At 42.1% G+C, this 17,211-nt stretch carries 13 protein-coding genes and 1 rRNA gene; 8 read left to right on the plus strand and 6 right to left on the minus strand.

Annotation, left to right across the window (positions count from 1 at the left end):
- Positions 1-209: 209 nt before the first annotated feature.
- From rrf to FTU39_RS08085, 5 genes are all read left to right on the plus strand, one after another.
- Positions 210-324: ribosomal RNA gene (rrf, locus tag FTU39_RS08065) — 5S ribosomal RNA — on the plus strand.
- Positions 325-608: 284 nt separating this feature from the next.
- Positions 609-1,958, plus strand: coding sequence for an MFS transporter (locus FTU39_RS08070; protein WP_096902259.1), 1,350 nt, complete (start codon positions 609-611; stop codon positions 1,956-1,958).
- Positions 1,959-2,381: 423 nt separating this feature from the next.
- On the plus strand, positions 2,382-3,590 hold the full coding sequence (locus tag FTU39_RS08075) for an MFS transporter (protein WP_131261665.1): 1,209 nt from the start codon (positions 2,382-2,384) through the stop codon (positions 3,588-3,590).
- Positions 3,591-3,784: 194 nt separating this feature from the next.
- The gene (locus FTU39_RS08080) at positions 3,785-6,157 is read left to right on the plus strand and encodes a YgiQ family radical SAM protein (RefSeq protein ID WP_180051985.1); all 2,373 of its coding nucleotides are present in this window, start codon (positions 3,785-3,787) and stop codon (positions 6,155-6,157) included.
- A 342-nt stretch (positions 6,158-6,499) separates the two neighbouring features.
- Positions 6,500-7,042: a DUF2726 domain-containing protein gene (locus FTU39_RS08085; RefSeq protein WP_180050123.1), complete on the plus strand. Its 543-nt coding sequence runs from the start codon at positions 6,500-6,502 to the stop codon at positions 7,040-7,042.
- Positions 7,043-7,139: 97 nt separating this feature from the next.
- Here the strand turns inward: FTU39_RS08085 and FTU39_RS08090 are convergent, their stop codons facing one another.
- The 5 genes from FTU39_RS08090 to mdtD all read right to left on the minus strand — a co-directional run bounded on the left by FTU39_RS08090 (position 7,140) and on the right by mdtD (position 12,383).
- Positions 7,140-7,511, minus strand: coding sequence for a RidA family protein (locus FTU39_RS08090; protein WP_179994878.1), 372 nt, complete (start codon positions 7,509-7,511; stop codon positions 7,140-7,142).
- A gap of 463 nt (positions 7,512-7,974) precedes the next feature.
- The gene (dinB, locus tag FTU39_RS08095; protein ID WP_180051986.1) at positions 7,975-9,030 is read right to left on the minus strand and encodes a DNA polymerase IV; all 1,056 of its coding nucleotides are present in this window, start codon (positions 9,028-9,030) and stop codon (positions 7,975-7,977) included.
- 45 nt (positions 9,031-9,075) lie between these two features.
- Positions 9,076-10,086: an MBL fold metallo-hydrolase gene (locus FTU39_RS08100; protein WP_179993468.1), complete on the minus strand. Its 1,011-nt coding sequence runs from the start codon at positions 10,084-10,086 to the stop codon at positions 9,076-9,078.
- Positions 10,087-10,120: 34 nt separating this feature from the next.
- Positions 10,121-10,912 (minus strand): GH25 family lysozyme, encoded by a 792-nt coding sequence (locus FTU39_RS08105; protein ID WP_179997336.1) that lies wholly within the window; start codon positions 10,910-10,912, stop codon positions 10,121-10,123.
- Positions 10,913-10,991: 79 nt separating this feature from the next.
- Positions 10,992-12,383 carry a multidrug transporter subunit MdtD gene (gene mdtD, locus FTU39_RS08110; protein WP_180051987.1) on the minus strand — a complete coding sequence of 464 codons (1,392 nt, stop codon included), beginning with the start codon at positions 12,381-12,383 and terminating at the stop codon, positions 10,992-10,994.
- Positions 12,384-12,566: 183 nt separating this feature from the next.
- Here mdtD and FTU39_RS08115 point away from each other — a divergent pair, with 183 nt between their 5' ends.
- Positions 12,567-14,453 (plus strand): choice-of-anchor I family protein, encoded by a 1,887-nt coding sequence (locus tag FTU39_RS08115; protein WP_180051988.1) that lies wholly within the window; start codon positions 12,567-12,569, stop codon positions 14,451-14,453.
- A gap of 151 nt (positions 14,454-14,604) precedes the next feature.
- Here the strand turns inward: FTU39_RS08115 and FTU39_RS08120 are convergent, their stop codons facing one another.
- Positions 14,605-15,225 carry a TIGR00730 family Rossman fold protein gene (locus FTU39_RS08120; protein ID WP_096902251.1) on the minus strand — a complete coding sequence of 207 codons (621 nt, stop codon included), beginning with the start codon at positions 15,223-15,225 and terminating at the stop codon, positions 14,605-14,607.
- A 124-nt stretch (positions 15,226-15,349) separates the two neighbouring features.
- Between FTU39_RS08120 and FTU39_RS08125 the strand changes: the two genes are divergently transcribed.
- Positions 15,350-15,562 (plus strand): hypothetical protein, encoded by a 213-nt coding sequence (locus FTU39_RS08125; protein ID WP_165492541.1) that lies wholly within the window; start codon positions 15,350-15,352, stop codon positions 15,560-15,562.
- Entirely contained in the window at positions 15,559-17,142 is a 1,584-nt protein-coding gene (locus FTU39_RS08130; protein WP_178318297.1) for a TerC family protein, read from the plus strand. The genes FTU39_RS08125 and FTU39_RS08130 overlap by 4 nt, the downstream gene beginning before the upstream one ends.
- Positions 17,143-17,211 lie beyond the last annotated feature (69 nt).

Genomic DNA, 17,211 nt, shown 5'->3' on the forward strand with positions numbered 1-17,211 from the left:
CTCGTGAGGCTTGACTATACAACACCCAAACAGTTGGGGTTGAATGCTCAATCGATTCAAATCCAATCAGTCAATTCAGACTGATCTTGATTTAGTTAACGCTAAACAATAAAATTCAGACCCAATACAGCCCAATCTGTTACAGATTCGGAAAACGCAGTGCATCACAGTCGTGAATAAGACCAATGCAAGTCTCCGTAAACAGTTGTGCTGGCGACCATAGCAAGAGTGAACCACCTGATCCCTTCCCGAACTCAGAAGTGAAACCTCTTCGCGCTGATGGTAGTGTGGGGTTACCCATGTGAGAGTAAGTCATCGCCAGCTCATTATTCGAACACCCTCAACTAGCGTTGGGGGTGTTTTTTTATGTGGAAAAGAAAATATTAAGAAGAATAATCACATTTTATTGTGTTTAAAATAACAATAAACCCATAATTAATAAAATGTTTTAGACTAATGTTGAATTTTTATTTTTTGTGTTTTGTGTGAAAGTTACACAATCTACTTGAATGGCAAAAGTGGACATGGATGACTGATAAAAATGAAAGTCTTCACTGTAAAAATTGCTATTCAAGCTTACTGAAACACAAACTCACAGGAGGTGAGGAATGGCACATCAAGCAATTAACGTGAATGATGTCATCGATCACGCAAAATTCAAACCATTTCATTTCAATGTCGTGGCATGGTGTCTACTGATCATTTTATTTGATGGCTATGACTTGGCAATTAATGGGGTCGTTTTACCCTTATTGATGGATGAGTGGGGCTTGAGTGCTGTTCAGGCGGGGATGCTCGCGAGTACTGCATTGGCAGGTATGATGTTTGGTGCGATGATTTTTGGTTCTTTGGCCGATAAAATTGGTCGTAAGAAAGTCATCATGATCTGTATCGTTCTGTTTAGTGGTTTAACCTTTGCAGGTGGCTTTGCTTCTAATCCAACTGAGTTTGCAATTTTACGTTTCTTAGCGGGTTTAGGCATTGGTGGTGTAATGCCAAACCTTGTGGCCTTAACTTCTGAATATGCACCTAAAACCATGCGTAGCACCTTAGTGACTACTATGTTTAGTGGTTATGCTGTAGGTGGTGTAATGGCAGCCTTACTTGGCTCATGGTTTACCCCAAGTTTTGGCTGGGAAATCATGTTCTTTATTGCGGGTATCCCATTGTTTTTATTGCCTGTGATTTGGAAATTCTTGCCAGAATCTTTAACCTTTATTGTCAAAGAAAATAAGCAAGATCAAGCCCGTCCAATCGTAGCGCGTTTAGCACCAGATTTAAAAATTACCGAAGACACCACTTTTGAATTGTATCAGGTTGGTGTGCCTGAAGCTGCTAACGTGGTGAGCTTGTTCAAACGCGGTCGTGCAGTGAATACTTTATTGTTCTGGTTAGCGTTCTTTACTTGTCTATTAACCATGTATGCACTCAGCAGCTGGTTGCCAAAACTGATGATGGCGGCAGGCTATTCTATGGACAACAGCTTAATGTTCATGATGGTGATGAACGTAGGTGCAGTCGTTGGTATCGTGGGTGGTGGTATTTTAGCAGACCGTTTCCACTTAAAACCTGTATTGATGTTCTTGGGAATCATGGGTGCATTGGTGATGAGCCTCATGGGCTTCCAATCTAATCAATTCTTGCTTTACATCTTAGTATTCTTGGCGGGTGCAGCATCTATTGGTTCACAAATGTTGTTGTATAGCTATGTGGCACAATATTACCCACTTGCGGTACGCTCAACAGGTATTGGCTGGTCATCTGCCATTGGTCGTATGGGTGCGATTGTGGGTCCAATTTTAATTGGCGGCTTATTGGGTATGAATTTACCTGCACACTTCAACTTTATGGCAGTAGGTTTGCCAGTGTTGATCACTGCAATTGCGGTTGCCTTGATTATGAGTGAAGATGAAGCTGAGCAAATTAAAGCAGGCAAAGCAGTTGCTGCCAAAGCTTAAACTTGTAATGTGCTAAGTTCAAAAGTCCTCAACCTTGTTTGGGGACTTTTTGATTATGGGGTGTGTAAATAGAAAGTGATGATAGATAAAGTTATATACTCAAGACACAGATAAAAAGAAACCCCATCATCCTGACGGGGTTTCTTTGTATTTCGTGTTTAGGTATAACTCCTGTCGTACCTCACGATCCTGGTGCTCAAACCTATTATTGTTGTTTTCTGTTTGGGAAACATCCTGTCTCCTTATGCTTTAAAGAATACCGTAAGCTCAAAATACTGCCTAGCCTCATTTTGCTTCAATGCATGTAAGCAAAAACTGACAAAGTGATGAATGATACTGACGCTGTTTTTGAGCAAACGATAAAATACCGAGCTTATTTTTGTCCATAAACAGGCGTATACTGATTGCGTGATTGGAGTAAATATGTCTGATTTAGCTGCAGCATCTCATGTTCAGTATGGTACTAAGCCGTTTAAAGCCATTCTTTTTTCGTTGTTTCTAGCGGGTTTCGCTTCTTTTTCGACCTTGTACTGTGTGCAACCGATGATGCCAATTTTGGCCGATTTTTTTACGGTTACACCAACCCAAAGTAGTTTCCCGCTGTCATTTTCTACTGTGGCTTTGGCGATAGGTTTGCTTTTCACAGGTTTTATTTCAGATCGTTTTGGGCGTAAACCTATTATGGTTTTGGCTTTATTTTTAGCTGCCATTTTATTAATTCTGAGTGCCTTACTTCCAATCTGGTCATTCTTTTTAACCACACGAATTTTTATTGGCATTGCTGTGAGTGGTGTAGCTGCGGTCGCCATGACCTATATTGGTGAAGAAATTCGACAGCAAGATATTGGTTTTGCTATGGGGCTGTATATTTCGGGTACGGCCATTGGTGGCATGGGTGGACGTTTAATTGCTGGGGTCTTGGTCGATTTTATATCTTGGCAAGCGGCAACCCTAATTATTGGTGGTTTGAATTTACTAATTGCAATCACCTTTTATATGTTACTTCCTGCATCGAAAAATTTTACAGCGTATCCGATTCGCTTCTCGCGGTTTAGAGATGCTTTTGTTGCCAATTTGGCAGACCGTAAATTAAGAATCCTGTTTTTACAGGGCTTTTTGCTGATGGGCTGTTTCGTCAGTGTTTTCAATTACATCAGCTATTATTTACTAGCTAAACCATTTGAGCTTTCCCAAGTTTGGATTGGGGTGATTTCAATTGCCTATTTGGCGGGTATTTATAGTTCACCGCGTGCGGCAAGCTGGGGCAATCGTATTGGACGTGAACGTGTGTTGCCTATGGTGATTGTCCTAATGTTGATCGCATTATGGTTGATGTCGATTGCACATTTAGCCGTCGTATTGGCTGCATTGGTGCTATTTACCTTTGCTTTTTTTGCCGCACATTCTACTGCCAGTAGTTGGGTGTCGATTCAAGCACTGCAGTATCGTGCAGTGGGATCATCATTATATTTATTTAGTTACTACATGGGTTCGAGTTTGCTCGGTAGTGGTAGCGGTCTGATTTGGGAACAATGGGGCTGGTCTGGTCTGACATGGGTGATGACTGCAGTCTTGGGTGTGGCGCTTTATGGTGCGTGGCGTTTAAAGATTAAACCAACAGCGCTGCGATAAGCATTCAGGATTATTGCTTTAGGCTTATCCCTTTATGCTTTTCTTATTCAGATACCAACTTAGGATATAAAAATAGTTTGCTGATTTTGTGTGTTTTTTAATCAAGCAAGATGAATGGAATTCATGCTAAAATAGTCGGCTTTCATCTTTGATCGACTTTTGATCTTCCACTTCCCAGCCGAGAATTGCAAGCCATGTCTACTGCTTATACTGCTCAGACCGCACCCAAAGCGTTGTTTGATTACGACAAATATTGGGCGTCATGTTTTGAGCCTGCGCCATTTTTGCCGATGTCACGCGAAGAAATGGATCAGCTTGGTTGGGATGCCTGCGATTTTATTTTGGTTTGTGGTGATGCTTATATTGATCATCCCTCTTTTGTATCGGGCGTGATTGGTCGTGTGCTTGAGGCGCAGGGCTTTCGTGTCGGGATCATCGCCCAACCAGACTGGACCAATGTGGAATCTTTTCGGGTACTAGGGAAGCCGACCATTGCTTGGGGTGTTACCGCGGGCAATATGGACTCGATGATCAACCGCTATACTGCAGACCGTAAAATCCGTTCTGATGATGCTTATTCACCAGACAATCAGCCGAATAAACGTCCTGACCGTGCGGCTACGGTATATTGTCAGCGTTGTCGTGAAGCCTTTCCAGATGTGCCTGTTTTACTTGGCGGGATTGAAGGCTCGTTGCGTCGTATTGCACATTATGACTATTGGTCTGACAAAGTTCGTCGCTCAATTTTAATGGATTCTAAAGCCGACTTATTGATGTACGGCAATGGTGAGCGTTCGATTATTGAAGTGATGCACCGTTTGGCCAAAGGCGAAAAAATCCACGAAATTACAGATGTACGTGGTACAGCATTTATTATTAATAAACATAACCGCGCGTCTAAAGCCAAATTTGTTGAAATTGCATCTAATGATGTAGACAGCGTGGGCCGTGTTGATCCAATCATCAACCCTTATGTGATGACCGAAGATTTAGACGGTTGTGAGATTGAAAAAGACAAGGGCAACAACCTCGCGCAATATCAAAATTTCCAGAAAGATGTGGTCAGCAATCCAATTGTGCGTGAAGGTGATCAGCTAGATGCGGATACCCAGATTGTGCAATTGCACCCTGCTTCAAAAGCAATTAAACACAAATTACCCCCACGTGAATTGGCAGTGATTCGTTTGCCTTCTTTTGAGGAAGTGGTGAACGATCCTGTGCTGTATGCGCATGCTAACCGTATTTTGCATTTAGAAACTAACCCGGGCAATGCGCGTGCTTTGGTGCAAAAGCATGGTGAACGTGATGTGTGGTTGAATGCACCGCCTATTCCGTTGACTACGGAAGAAATGGACTATGTATTCGATTTACCGTATGCACGTTTGCCGCATCCATCTTATGGCAATGCACGTTTCCCTGCTTTTGATATGATCAAGTTTTCGGTCAATATCATGCGTGGTTGTTTTGGTGGCTGTACTTTCTGTTCGATTACCGAACACGAAGGCCGAATTATCCAAAACCGTTCTGAAGAATCCATTTTGCGTGAAGTGGAAAAAATTCGGGATACTGCACCTGGCTTTACCGGTATTATTTCAGACTTAGGTGGCCCGACTGCAAATATGTACCGTTTGCATTGTAAAGATCCTGAAATTGAAAAGAATTGTCGTAAACCTTCCTGTGTATTCCCGGGCGTATGTCAAAACTTACATACCGATCATGCGCCTTTAACACAGTTATATCGTAAAGCGCGTGAACTGAAAGGCATCAAAAAAATTCTGATTGGTTCAGGTTTGCGGTATGACTTGGCTGTGTTGAACCCTGAATATGTACATGAATTGGTGACGCATCATGTGGGCGGTTATTTAAAAATTGCACCAGAGCATACCGAAAAAGGTCCATTATCTAAGATGATGAAACCTGGTATTGGTACCTATGACCGTTTTAAACAAATGTTTGATCGTTTCAGTAAAGAGGCGGGCAAAGAGCAATATTTAATTCCGTATTTTATTGCTGCGCACCCAGGAACGACCGATTACGACATGATGAATTTGGCGTTGTGGCTGAAAAAGAATGGTTTCCGTGCCGATCAGGTGCAGACCTTCTATCCATCGCCAATGGCAACCGCTTCGACCATGTATTACACGGGTAAAAACCCACTGGCCAAAGTGGCGCGTTATACCGAAAATGTGGATATTGTCAAAGGCGAAAAACGTCGTCGTTTGCATAAAGCTTTCTTACGTTACCATGATCCAAACAACTGGCCGTTGTTGCGTGAAGCCTTAAAAGAAATGGGACGTGCAGATTTAATCGGAAACTCTAAACAGCACCTGATTCCAACCTATCAGCCGCAAGGCACAGATGGACAGTATCAAACGGCACGTAAGAAAAACTCGACTGTCGCGGGTGATTCACAAAAACGTACGGGGCAAAGTGGCAATCGTGCTCAGAACAGTAATCGTCCGAAGAAAGGACAAATTTTGACCCAGCACACAGGCTTGCCGCCACGTGAAACAGGTGAAAAATGTCCATTTTCACACAAGAAATCTAAGCCAAAATCGAAAGCTTAGTACTTCAAATTAAGCTCCATCAAAGGCGCTGCGGCGCCTTTTTTGTTTGCTTTTCATTTCATCGGAATTGTCCGACAATCGAATCTGTTAAGCATTGCTTTGTTTTTTGAGCATGCTATACAGTATTTCAATCTAAGGATAAAAATATGCTTAGACGCTACAGCGCTTAGACAAAAGGCGGGCTTGTGAAACAAAATTTCTGTTTCTATGATGGTTTTGTCAATGTTTCATGTAGTTTCTTAAATGGAACGTTTAAATATAAAAGCGTGTTATATACTGATTTGATGAAAAAATCGGCATGAAGCCGAAACAACTATAAAAAATGATTTTAAGGATTGAATTATGACCATTTATATTTTGATTGGGGTTTTGATACTGATTTTCTTTCTCTTGATGGCGGTTAAGGGCTTGGAAAATAGAGAAAAACCTCAGGACAGTGCACTAAAGCAACGTGCAATTTTTAACTTAAATGAACAGCTGACGTATACACGTTTGCAGGAAATTTTACCTCAACATATCATCTTGGCGCATGTGTCTTTTGATGCCTTGCTGACCACGAAATTTTCACGTACTCGACATAAATACCGCAATATGATTGCCGATTTTGTGGTGTTGGATGCCAATCATCAAGTTGTTGCAATTGTGGCTTTAGATGATTTGTTGATGTTGAAACGTAGCCGCAATGCACAATACCAAGATGAATTGCTGCGTTTGGCGGGTTATAAAGTGCTGCGTTATGAAGATGTGCCTGAATATCACGAATTACGCGAAGCTTTTGGGCAGTCATCGTCATCTTATGCAGATTTAGAAGATTTGGATACTGCCTTAAAAAAGTATGATTTTTTAGCGCATTCTGTACGCCATAAAGTGAAGGTATTGGGCTAAACGCTTGCCGCTAAAGTCACTAGATAGACAATATGAATCAGCATGTCGCCATGACATGCTGATTTTTTTGGGCATGTTCCTGATCCAATCACATCTGTTATACGTTGGGTTGCTCTTCAGGTTTGACTGCAACCACAGTCATCTCAACTAAAACGTCAGGACGATATAACTTGGCTTCTACGCAGGTACGCGGTAAAGCTTGTATATCTGCCACCCAAGCATCCCAAACTTGATTCATTGCGGCATAATCGCGCTCAATGTCTTTTAGAAAAATCATTACCGACATGATGTGGCTTTTATCTGTACCCGCATCTGCCAATAAACGATCAATCAGGGCAAGTGTTTGTTGGGTTTGCCCCTCAATATCTTGTTGTGTGTCTTCTGCCAGTTGCCCTGCCAAATGGACTAAATTTCCCGAAATTGCAATTTCAGAATAACGTTTTTGGATATGTAGACGTTGAACAGCCATTGGGTGTGATCCTCGCGCCAAGCGATTGGGTATAAAAAGCGTGAGGTATTATAGAGGCAGGCAAGCACGTGGAAAATATGCAGGCAGCAGTCTACTTAAAATAAAAAGTAGTTGAATGGAAAATACGAGGAAAAGAGAGACGGTGTATCAAAGCGGCGAAGTGCCAAGCGCAGAGTTGTCCTGTAATCTTCGGATTTGATCGTCACGCCAATCACAGGACAAGTATGCCAAAAGTAATGGTGATTTTTGACATCTCAGCGTATGTACGGATAAATACATCGCGCGCATAGATTACTCTAAAAAGCACAACTGTGAAGGGTAAATTGTCTTATTTTTATTCTTTTGGCTGAAATTTATACAAAAATAGCTTTAGTATTCATCGGTAAGCATTGCTTTGGCAGGCTGTCATGCCGTGCTGCGAGTTTATAGCTTTAATATCCGTGATATTTATGAGTTGTGATATTTACAGCAAAGATAGTTGTGCTTGCTCATCGGCAGGGCTGAGTTGATACAGACCGACCCCAATTAAACGGAATTGATCCTGTGCGGGAATATGCATTTCGTGAAGCAAAAGCTGCAGGACTTTTTCAAGATCATTTTTAGTTTCAAGAGGCTGTTTAAAACTTTTGCTATGTTGTAAGACCTGAAAATTTTTGAGTTTCAATTTGGCCGATACGCCACGTGCAACATATTGTTTTTTCACTAAACTATGCCAAACCTGATCAATCAAGCTAGACCAGTAAGCTGCACATTCGGCTAAGTTTAAGTCATCATCAAAGGTGATTTCTTTGGAAATTTGCTGGCGCTCACGTTCTGCCTGCACAGGACGTTCATCAATCCCTTGGGCAAATAAAAACAGGCGTTTTCCATATTTGCCAAAATGATGAATCAACAGGTTTTCTTCAATGTGTTGCAAATCGCCCAAGGTATTTAAATTCAAGCTTTTTAATTTTTCCTGCGTGACTTTACCTACGCCTGGAATTTTCTTTAAGGGTAAGTCCTGAATAAACTGCTGCACTTGACTGGGTTTAATCACGCAAATGCCATTGGGTTTATGCCAGTCCGAAGCAATTTTGGCTAAAAATTTATTCGGTGCGACACCTGCCGAGGCCGTTAAACCTGTACTTTGAAAAATATCTGCCCGAATCCGCATTGCGACTTCAGTTGCGCTTGGAATACCTTGTAAATTTTCGGTGACATCTAAATAAGCTTCATCTAAAGACAAGGGTTCAATAAGTGGTGTATAACGCTGAAAAATCTGATGAATTTGTGCGGAAACCTCACGATAGAGCGCAAAATTAGGCTCGAGCACCACCACCTGCGGGCAGCGTTTGCGGGCTTGTGCCATCGACATGGCAGAACGTAAACCAAACTCACGCGCAGGGTAAGATGCCGCAGCAATCACAGCACGAGGATGATGCGAAGCAATCACCACAGGTAAATGCTGCAATTCAGGACGACTGCGCAGCTCAACAGAGGCATAAAAGGCATCCATATCAATATGAATGATTTTCCGCATGGCACAAACTAGATGAAGCGTTTAGATTTCAACAGTATCGCATGTTTAGGAAGTCGGTTGTAGCATCGGAGCAAGCGGATAAGGCGTGTTGCTATTCAGCAAAATCACCTGTGTCGATTGCTGTTCTGCATAGTCGATCAAACGCTGTAAACTCCGTGGGCTATGGTCGGCAATGCGGGGCAAAAACTCTAAAGGGCGCGCTAAAGGCTGGAAAAAATTATCCCAATGAATTGGAATCACGACACGAGGGCGCAACGTTTCCACAGTTTCATCTAAATAATGCTGTTGAAAAGCAACCGATTGTTTAGAGAGCTGTGCAATCCCTAAAAATAAAGTATCTACCTGCAAGTGTTGTAATTGTTTAGAAATCGCGCCTGTACTGGCTTTGACTAAAATGTTCTGTTCAGGATGCTGAATGTAATAATCAAAACTGCCGCCTTCTTTAAATTCATAAAAACGGGCAGGTAAGGACAATGGTTGTTGAATTTGTTCACCTAAATCATTATTCACAGCGGTGGCAGGGGTATGCTGTGATGGAATAGCCGTAATCTTAAACTTTCCAATCTGTATTGGTTGGGCAGGATTGACAAGGCTTAATCGAGATTCAGGAATTGCGGCACCACGGGCAATGTTCAAACTACTTTCTGAACCGATGATTTGACTGTGTTTGAGTTGCTGCGCCAAAAATGGCAAATCTAGCGTGTGATCATAATGCGAATGGGTGATCAAAATCGCACGTGTGCGTTGTAATTGATGCTGTTGAATCAACTTGTGCAATAAGGCTGGTTGGCTGTCTAACTTGTTCCACATGACTTGTGCAAGAGAGGGGCGACTAAAAAATCCATCAATCAGAATTTGGTTTTCACCATCATCAAACAATAGGGTAGATACGCCAAAATAATGTACTTTTAAGTTGGCATTTGCGGTTTTTGTTGAATATTGCCATGCGGAAAATTGTTCTAGTTTGCCTGCGGGTTGTAATAGGTAAAGCAGTGCGAATCCTGCACAAATGCTGAGCGTAAGAGCAGCCCAAAGCAGCCCTTTCATAATTTTCATGACGGTACTTTTTTATTGTGATGCAGCTATCTTGTTATTTTTTCTGGTTCGGTTCAAGTCTTGTGGGTTGAATTGCGTTGTCTGTTAAAAAATGCTGCCATTGTTTGGTATTGCCATAAAAAACATTTAGGTCGACTGGGGTGTGAATACCTTTTATTTGACCCTGATTGGTATGTTGCCAAAATAACCATTTTGGCTGACCTGCCAGTTGTGGTTTACCCTGATATTCTCTGACCCAAAGTGGTGTTTGCTTAAAGCTTTCAGTTAATACCATATTGTAAAAGGCTTTAGATACATAAAAAATCGGTTGTTTTTCATAATGTTGATATAGCGCATCATGCATGATTTGAATTTCGCGCAGTAACTGTTCTTTGGTGTAAGTGTTGATGCAGTTGCTGTCATATTCTAAGTCAATTACAGGTGGCAAACTGTCAGATTTTTTTGGAACAGTCGCAATAAAGTTTTCTGCCTGAATTGCTCCATCACGGCATAAGCGATAAAAATGATAGGCGCCGACCAAAAAGCCATGTTCACGGGCTTTGAGCCAGTTATCCTGAAATTTATGATCTTTAAAATCGCCTCCTTCGGTGGCTTTTAAATAGACAAAGGCATATTTTTGTGGGGAAATTTTTTGCCACTGAACATCGCCTTGATGATGTGACACGTCAAAGCCTTGAATTGGATATTCTTCGGCTGCCGCAGGTTGTTGGCGCAACACATCCAAATACAATAAAACCGCCAAAACAGCACTGCCAAGCACCGCAATGGTCATACGATAGTGCGGTGTAAAAGCTGAGTTTTTAGCTCGATTTGGTGGTTTGCGCATGTTGAAAAAGCTTCGCGGAGCAAAGTCATATCATAACGCGCAGTGCGGTGTAGCACCATGCGCTTTCGGTAATGGCGTTTTAAACAGCCGTGTGTTTGGGGATACTCCAAAACACTAAAAATGCCAAAATATTTAATACACCCAAACAAATTAAAGTGGCATGAAAGGCACTGACTAACTGTTCTGCGCCGTAATAGGCACTAAACATATTCACCAAAGTACCTGCCAATGCCACGCCAATACTCATCGACAGCATCATAATCATGGATAAAAAACTATTGCCGCTGCTGGCATCTTGTTGAGGTAAATCTTTGAGCGTAAAGGTATTCATACCCACAAACTGCAATGAATTAAGCACCCCAAATATAAAAAAATGTAAGGCACGTAACCAAGTCGCAGTTTCAGCAGTGGTCAGCGAAAAACTGGCAATACAGGCACCGACCAATAACGTATTGGTCGGTAAAAACTGCCGATAGCCAAAACGTTGAATTAAAGGCCGAATAATTGGTTTAGATACCAAAGAACCGAGCACAGTCGGAATCATCATCAAACCCGTGAGAAACGGTTCAAAACCAAAAGCCACCTGTAGCATGATTGGCATGATAAAAGGCATGGCATTGCCCCCGAAGCGGGCAAAAAAGTTACCTAAAATACCAATGGCATATAAGCGATTTTTAAATAAATCGCTGCGAAATAAGGCATTTTGATGAGTATGGGCATGGTGGGCATAGCATGCTGCGGCAATACCGCCAGCCAAGATTAACGCTAAATTCCAAAGCAGATTATGTTGTGGGTTGGCAAAATTTTCGATGCCTAAAGATAAGCCCGCCATCGCCACAACTAATAGGATAAACCCGAGAAAATCAAAGTTTTTAACTTCAGTTTCAGTCACATTCGGCATGGCTTTGATACAAATCCAACAGCCCAAGATGCCCATAGGAATATTGATCAGGAAAATCCAGTGCCACGTGGCGACTTCGACCAACCAGCCACCCAGAGTTGGGCCAATTAAGGGGCCAATCAACCCTGCCAGACTCATCAGGCTCATGGCAGATAAAAACTGGGTACGTGGAATGATTTTTAACATCGCCAAGCGCCCGACAGGCAAGAGCAATGCGCCACCAATACCTTGAATCACCCGATAAAACAGTAATTCATTCAGACTCGCTGCTGCAGCACAACCCAAAGAGGCAAGGGTAAAAATGATAATCGCTGCAAAATAGGTATTGCGTACCCCAAAACGATCTGCCAACCATCCACTTAATGGAATACACGCTGCCACCGAGAGCACATACGCCACCACAACACTGTGCATCCGCAGCGGGTCTTCCTGCAGGCTATTCGCCATTGCAGGGATTGCTGTATTCACAATGGTGGTGTCGAGCGCCTGCATAAAAAAGCCAATTGAAACCAGAAATACCAAAAGACGGTATTCAGGATGCAGGGCTTGATGGGTCGGTGTTTGGTTCATAACTCGGCAAAATGGACATTTGGTCTAGTTTAAACCATTTTGCAATCTAGCGGACTGCATCTATAAAAACATGAAAAGTGTTTGAAAATTCAAGGAAATGCAATGAAATTGTCATCTATTTGTCACCGATTATTCACTTTGAGTTTGTAAGTTGGGTGCATTTAGAAAAATGATGAGTAATTTATGAAAACGAAAATTTCTGCATTAATGTTGGCTTTATTGTCTGTGGGGATGGTGGGCTGTAATGATAATAATGATCCTATTCCTGTAAAAGAAGAAGTTGTTGAAGCAACACCTACAACAATTAGTTTGGAGCGTTTAGGGGAATACGATGCACAAGTTTTTGGTGCGAGTGCTGCGGAAATTTCTGCTTATGATGCTGAAAGTAAAAGTTTATTTGTAGTCAATGCGAAAAATGGCGTGGTCGATGTACTGGATTTAAGCAACCCAAGTGCACCTGTTAAGCTGAACAGCTTGGATGCCAAGACTCATTTGGCGAATTCTGAAGTCAATAGTGTTGCGGTACATCAAGGTATTGTCGCTTTAGCTGTTCAGGCAACACCTAAAACTGATAAAGGCATCGTGGCATTTTTTAAAGCCAAAGACCTGAGCTTTATCAGCAAAGTTGAAGTCGGTGCATTGCCTGATATGTTGACTTTTACTCCAGATGGCAAAAAAGTCTTGGTTGCCAATGAAGGTGAGCCAAATGAAGGTTATAAGATTGATCCAGAAGGTTCAATCAGTATTATTAATCTAACTGACATCAACAAGCCTACTGTAAAAACTGCAGATTTTCAGGCATGGAATACACGTAAGCAGGAATTGCTTGATGCGGGCGTGCGTATTTTTGGGCCAAATGCGACTGTCGCACAAGATTTAGAGCCTGAATATATTGCGGTGAGTGACGATGGTAAAACTGCTTGGGCAAGTCTACAAGAAAACAATGCTATTGCTGTAATTGATTTGATTCAAGACCAAGTGGTCGATATTTTCCCATTGGGTTATAAAAACTTTGGCTTAGCTGCAAATGCTTTAGATGCAGGTGATCGTGATTGTGTTGTTGGTAAGCAAGACTATAACGGTAAAACGATTACAGCCTGTGCTAAAAATGAGGGGATGATTAATATTCAAGCTTGGCTAGGCTTATATGGCATGTATATGCCAGATGCAATTGCGCAATATCAAGCCAATGGACAAAGCTACTTGGTCACTGCCAATGAAGGTGATGCGCGTGAATGGTTGGTTGATGAAGACTTATATTTTGGTACGGATGAAATAACTCAGGGTTATGCAGAAGAAATTCGTGTTAAACACTTATTCAATAATAAAGGCTTCAGTACCAATGGCGATTATGCAGCGCATTTACGTCTATTAAAGTCAGGGGTTAAAGGCGCAAAGCTTGATTCAAACGTATTTAAAGCATGTACCACTACAGATGCCAATGAAGTTTGTGCAGATAATTTAATTAAAGATTCACAATTGGGTCGTTTGACGATTACTTGGACGCAAGGTTACAAGAAAGATACAAATGGTGAGCCTGTGCTAGACAGCGATGGTTTCATGACCTATGACAAACTATATGCTTATGGTGGCCGCTCGTTCAGTATTGTAGATCCTAAAACCAAAAAAATTGTTTGGGACTCAAAAAATGACTTTGAACGTAAAGCTGCTGAATTATTTCCAGAATACTTTAATACCAATCATGAAAAATTAAGTATAGATGATCGTAGTGACAATAAAGGCCCTGAGCCTGAAGGCATTGCTTTAGGTAAAATTGGTCAAAAAACTTTTGCCTTTATTGGGTTGGAGCGTATGGGTGGCATTATGGTGTACGACATTACCCAACCGACACAAGCATCTTTTGTTGAGTATTTTAATGATCGTAAGTTTGGTGAAACCCGTACATCTTTCGATGCAGAAGGTAATGAGGTTACCGTTGAAAATTCAAATCTCGGTCCCGAAGGTTTGATCTTTATTGCAGCCAAAGACTCGCCTAACGGCAAGCCACTGTTAGTTGTGGGTAATGAAGTCAGTGGAACTACTGCTGTGTACCAAATCAAGTTTAACTAACAGCATTGCAAAATTAGAAATCTATTAAAGAGGGCACTTTGGTGTTCTCTTTTTTGTGCTGTAAAAACCAATGAACAGTGAATTAAAAAAAGCGAGTCACCGACTCGCTTTCACTTTCATTTTTATTGCTATTTCATGTAGCTAAAAAAGTTCAACCCACAAAATGACGTGGAGAATCCAAATTCTTCAAGGCATTAATAATTTTATGGGAGTGGTTACACACGATCAGTTTAGCGCGGTGCTGTGGTGGTAAAAAACCTTCGTGTACCGCATGATCTAACTGCTGAATCAGCGCATCATAAAAGCCATTTACATTATATAAAATCATCGGTTTTTGGTGCTGATTCAATTGCCCCCAAGTGGCAATTTCCAAAATCTCTTCAAAAGTACCCAAGCCGCCTGGCAACGCCACAAAAGCACTGGCGCGATCTGCCATCATCGCTTTACGCTCATGCATGCTTTTGACTACGTGTAACTCGGTTAAATTACTGTGGGCAATTTCATAATCCAGCATAAATTCAGGAATTACTCCCACCGCTTGCCCACCATGTTGCACAACGGTGTCGGCAACCAAACCCATTAATCCAATACTCGCACCGCCGTAGACCATACCAAAGCCTTGCTCGGCCAGTTTTCTTGCCAGTTGTACTGCTTTTTCCTGATAAATCGGGTTATTGCCAGAGCGCGAACCACAGTACAGTGCCACCAAAGGTTGAGAGGTTTGAGGAGATGGATTATTGATATATTGGGTCATTCTTAATTCGCTATTCATTTATTTTCTTCACCATAGCATGTTCTTTTTGTTGGCTCTAGCTTAGTGCTCAAATATGACAAACCCGTCAGTATGCAGTGTTCAATTTGCAAAGATTTGTGAAAGTGCTGCATTGACGTGGATGATGTCGCAAAAAGGGGATGAATCTGAGCGCAAACTTTCCTATACTCAAAGCTTGTCTGACAACTATAGAATCGTCATGGACAGTGGCAGTAGTCGCACCGAACGAATATTTTTAAATTACATGCTGTGCCAACCAGAGCAAGCAAACTTATCTTTTCAGTGTCATCGCCGTGTGGCACGTTTGACCCATGATATTCAGGAGAAGAGTGCATGATCTTTGAATGGATGTCTGACCCCGCTGCGTGGGTTGGGTTATTGACCCTGATCGTACTCGAAATTGTATTAGGTATTGATAACTTGGTGTTTATTGCCATTTTGGCAGAAAAGTTACCGCCAGAACAACGCAATACGGCACGGGTGGTGGGCTTGCTTCTCGCCTTGGGGATGCGCCTGATTTTACTCGCCTCTATCGCGTGGGTCGTCACTCTGACCCAACCACTGTTTCATATTTTTGAACATCCTTTCTCTGGACGTGACCTGATTTTACTGTTTGGTGGTGTGTTCCTGTTGTTTAAAGGCACCATGGAACTGCGCGAACGCATTGAAGGCAAACCTGCACTAAAAGAAGAAAACCCTGTGCATGCGACTTTCTGGATGGTGATTGTGCAGATTGTAGTGCTAGATGCAGTGTTCTCACTCGACAGCGTGATTACTGCTGTGGGCATGGTGCAGCATTTATCGGTCATGATGATTGCGGTGATCATTGCGATAGGCATTATGTTGTGGGCGTCTAAGGCGCTCATGGACTTTGTCAATAAGCATCCTACCGTGGTGATTCTATGCCTGTGCTTCCTGATGATGATTGGTTTCTCATTGGTGGTGGAAGGTTTTGGTTATCACATTCCAAAAGGCTATTTATATGCCGCCATCGGTTTCTCGGTGATGATTGAATTCCTGAACCAAACCATCCGCAGAAATCAGGAAAAAACCGTGACCACCACCGATTTACGCTACCGTACTGCTTCGGCTGTGATGCGGATGTTAGGTGGCAAAAGTCAAAATACGGCAGAAAGCAGTCATATCAATGAAGATGTTTTAGCTACCCGCGCCTTTGCCGATGAAGTCTTTGATGCTGAAAATGGCGTCTATCACAGCGTGATGGTACAAGGAGTGTTGGGCTTATCTGAGCGTCCTGTAAAGTCGGTGATGACGCCACGCCCTGAATTGGAATGGATTGATTTAGACGAAGATGATGCTTCAATTCGCAGCCAATTATTAAGTATGACCCATTCACGAGTGATTGTGGCACGTGGTGAACTGGACAATATCTCAGGCATTGTCTTAACCCATAAAGTCATGAATCAATACATTGAAACAGGTGTACTGGACTTTGAAACACATTTGCGTGAACCCGTGATTGTGCATGAAAATGCCCAAGTTTTGATGGTGATGGAGCAATTGCGTCAAGCACCGCTGCAAATGGCGATTGTGCTGAATGAATATGGCTCGATTGAAGGCGTTGCCACACCTATTGATATTCTGGAAGCAATTGCAGGCGAATTCCCTGATGAAGATGCTCTCGAAGCCAGTGCTGAAAGTTTGGAAGATGGCACATTATTGCTAGATGGTTCCATTGATATTCGTCACGTATCTTTATTATTAGGTCGTGATTTGGTGGATGAAAGCGAGCAATATTCAACTTTATCAGGCTATATTTTATTCCATTTGGGACGTTTGCCTGAAAATGGTGAGAAATTGCTTTCCGATGGTTATGTTTTTGAAATTGTGACCATGGATGGACATAAAATTGAAAAAGTGCATTTGATTCAGCAGGAATCTTCAAGCGCATCATAAACTGAACGCCAAACTGCATTTCAGTCTTGTGCTTCCGCTAAAATAGCCTGCATTGTCAGGCTGTTTTGG

The sequence above is a fragment of the Acinetobacter sp. YH12099 genome, from assembly GCF_013419195.1.
In the GTDB taxonomy this organism is placed as follows: domain Bacteria; phylum Pseudomonadota; class Gammaproteobacteria; order Pseudomonadales; family Moraxellaceae; genus Acinetobacter; species Acinetobacter towneri.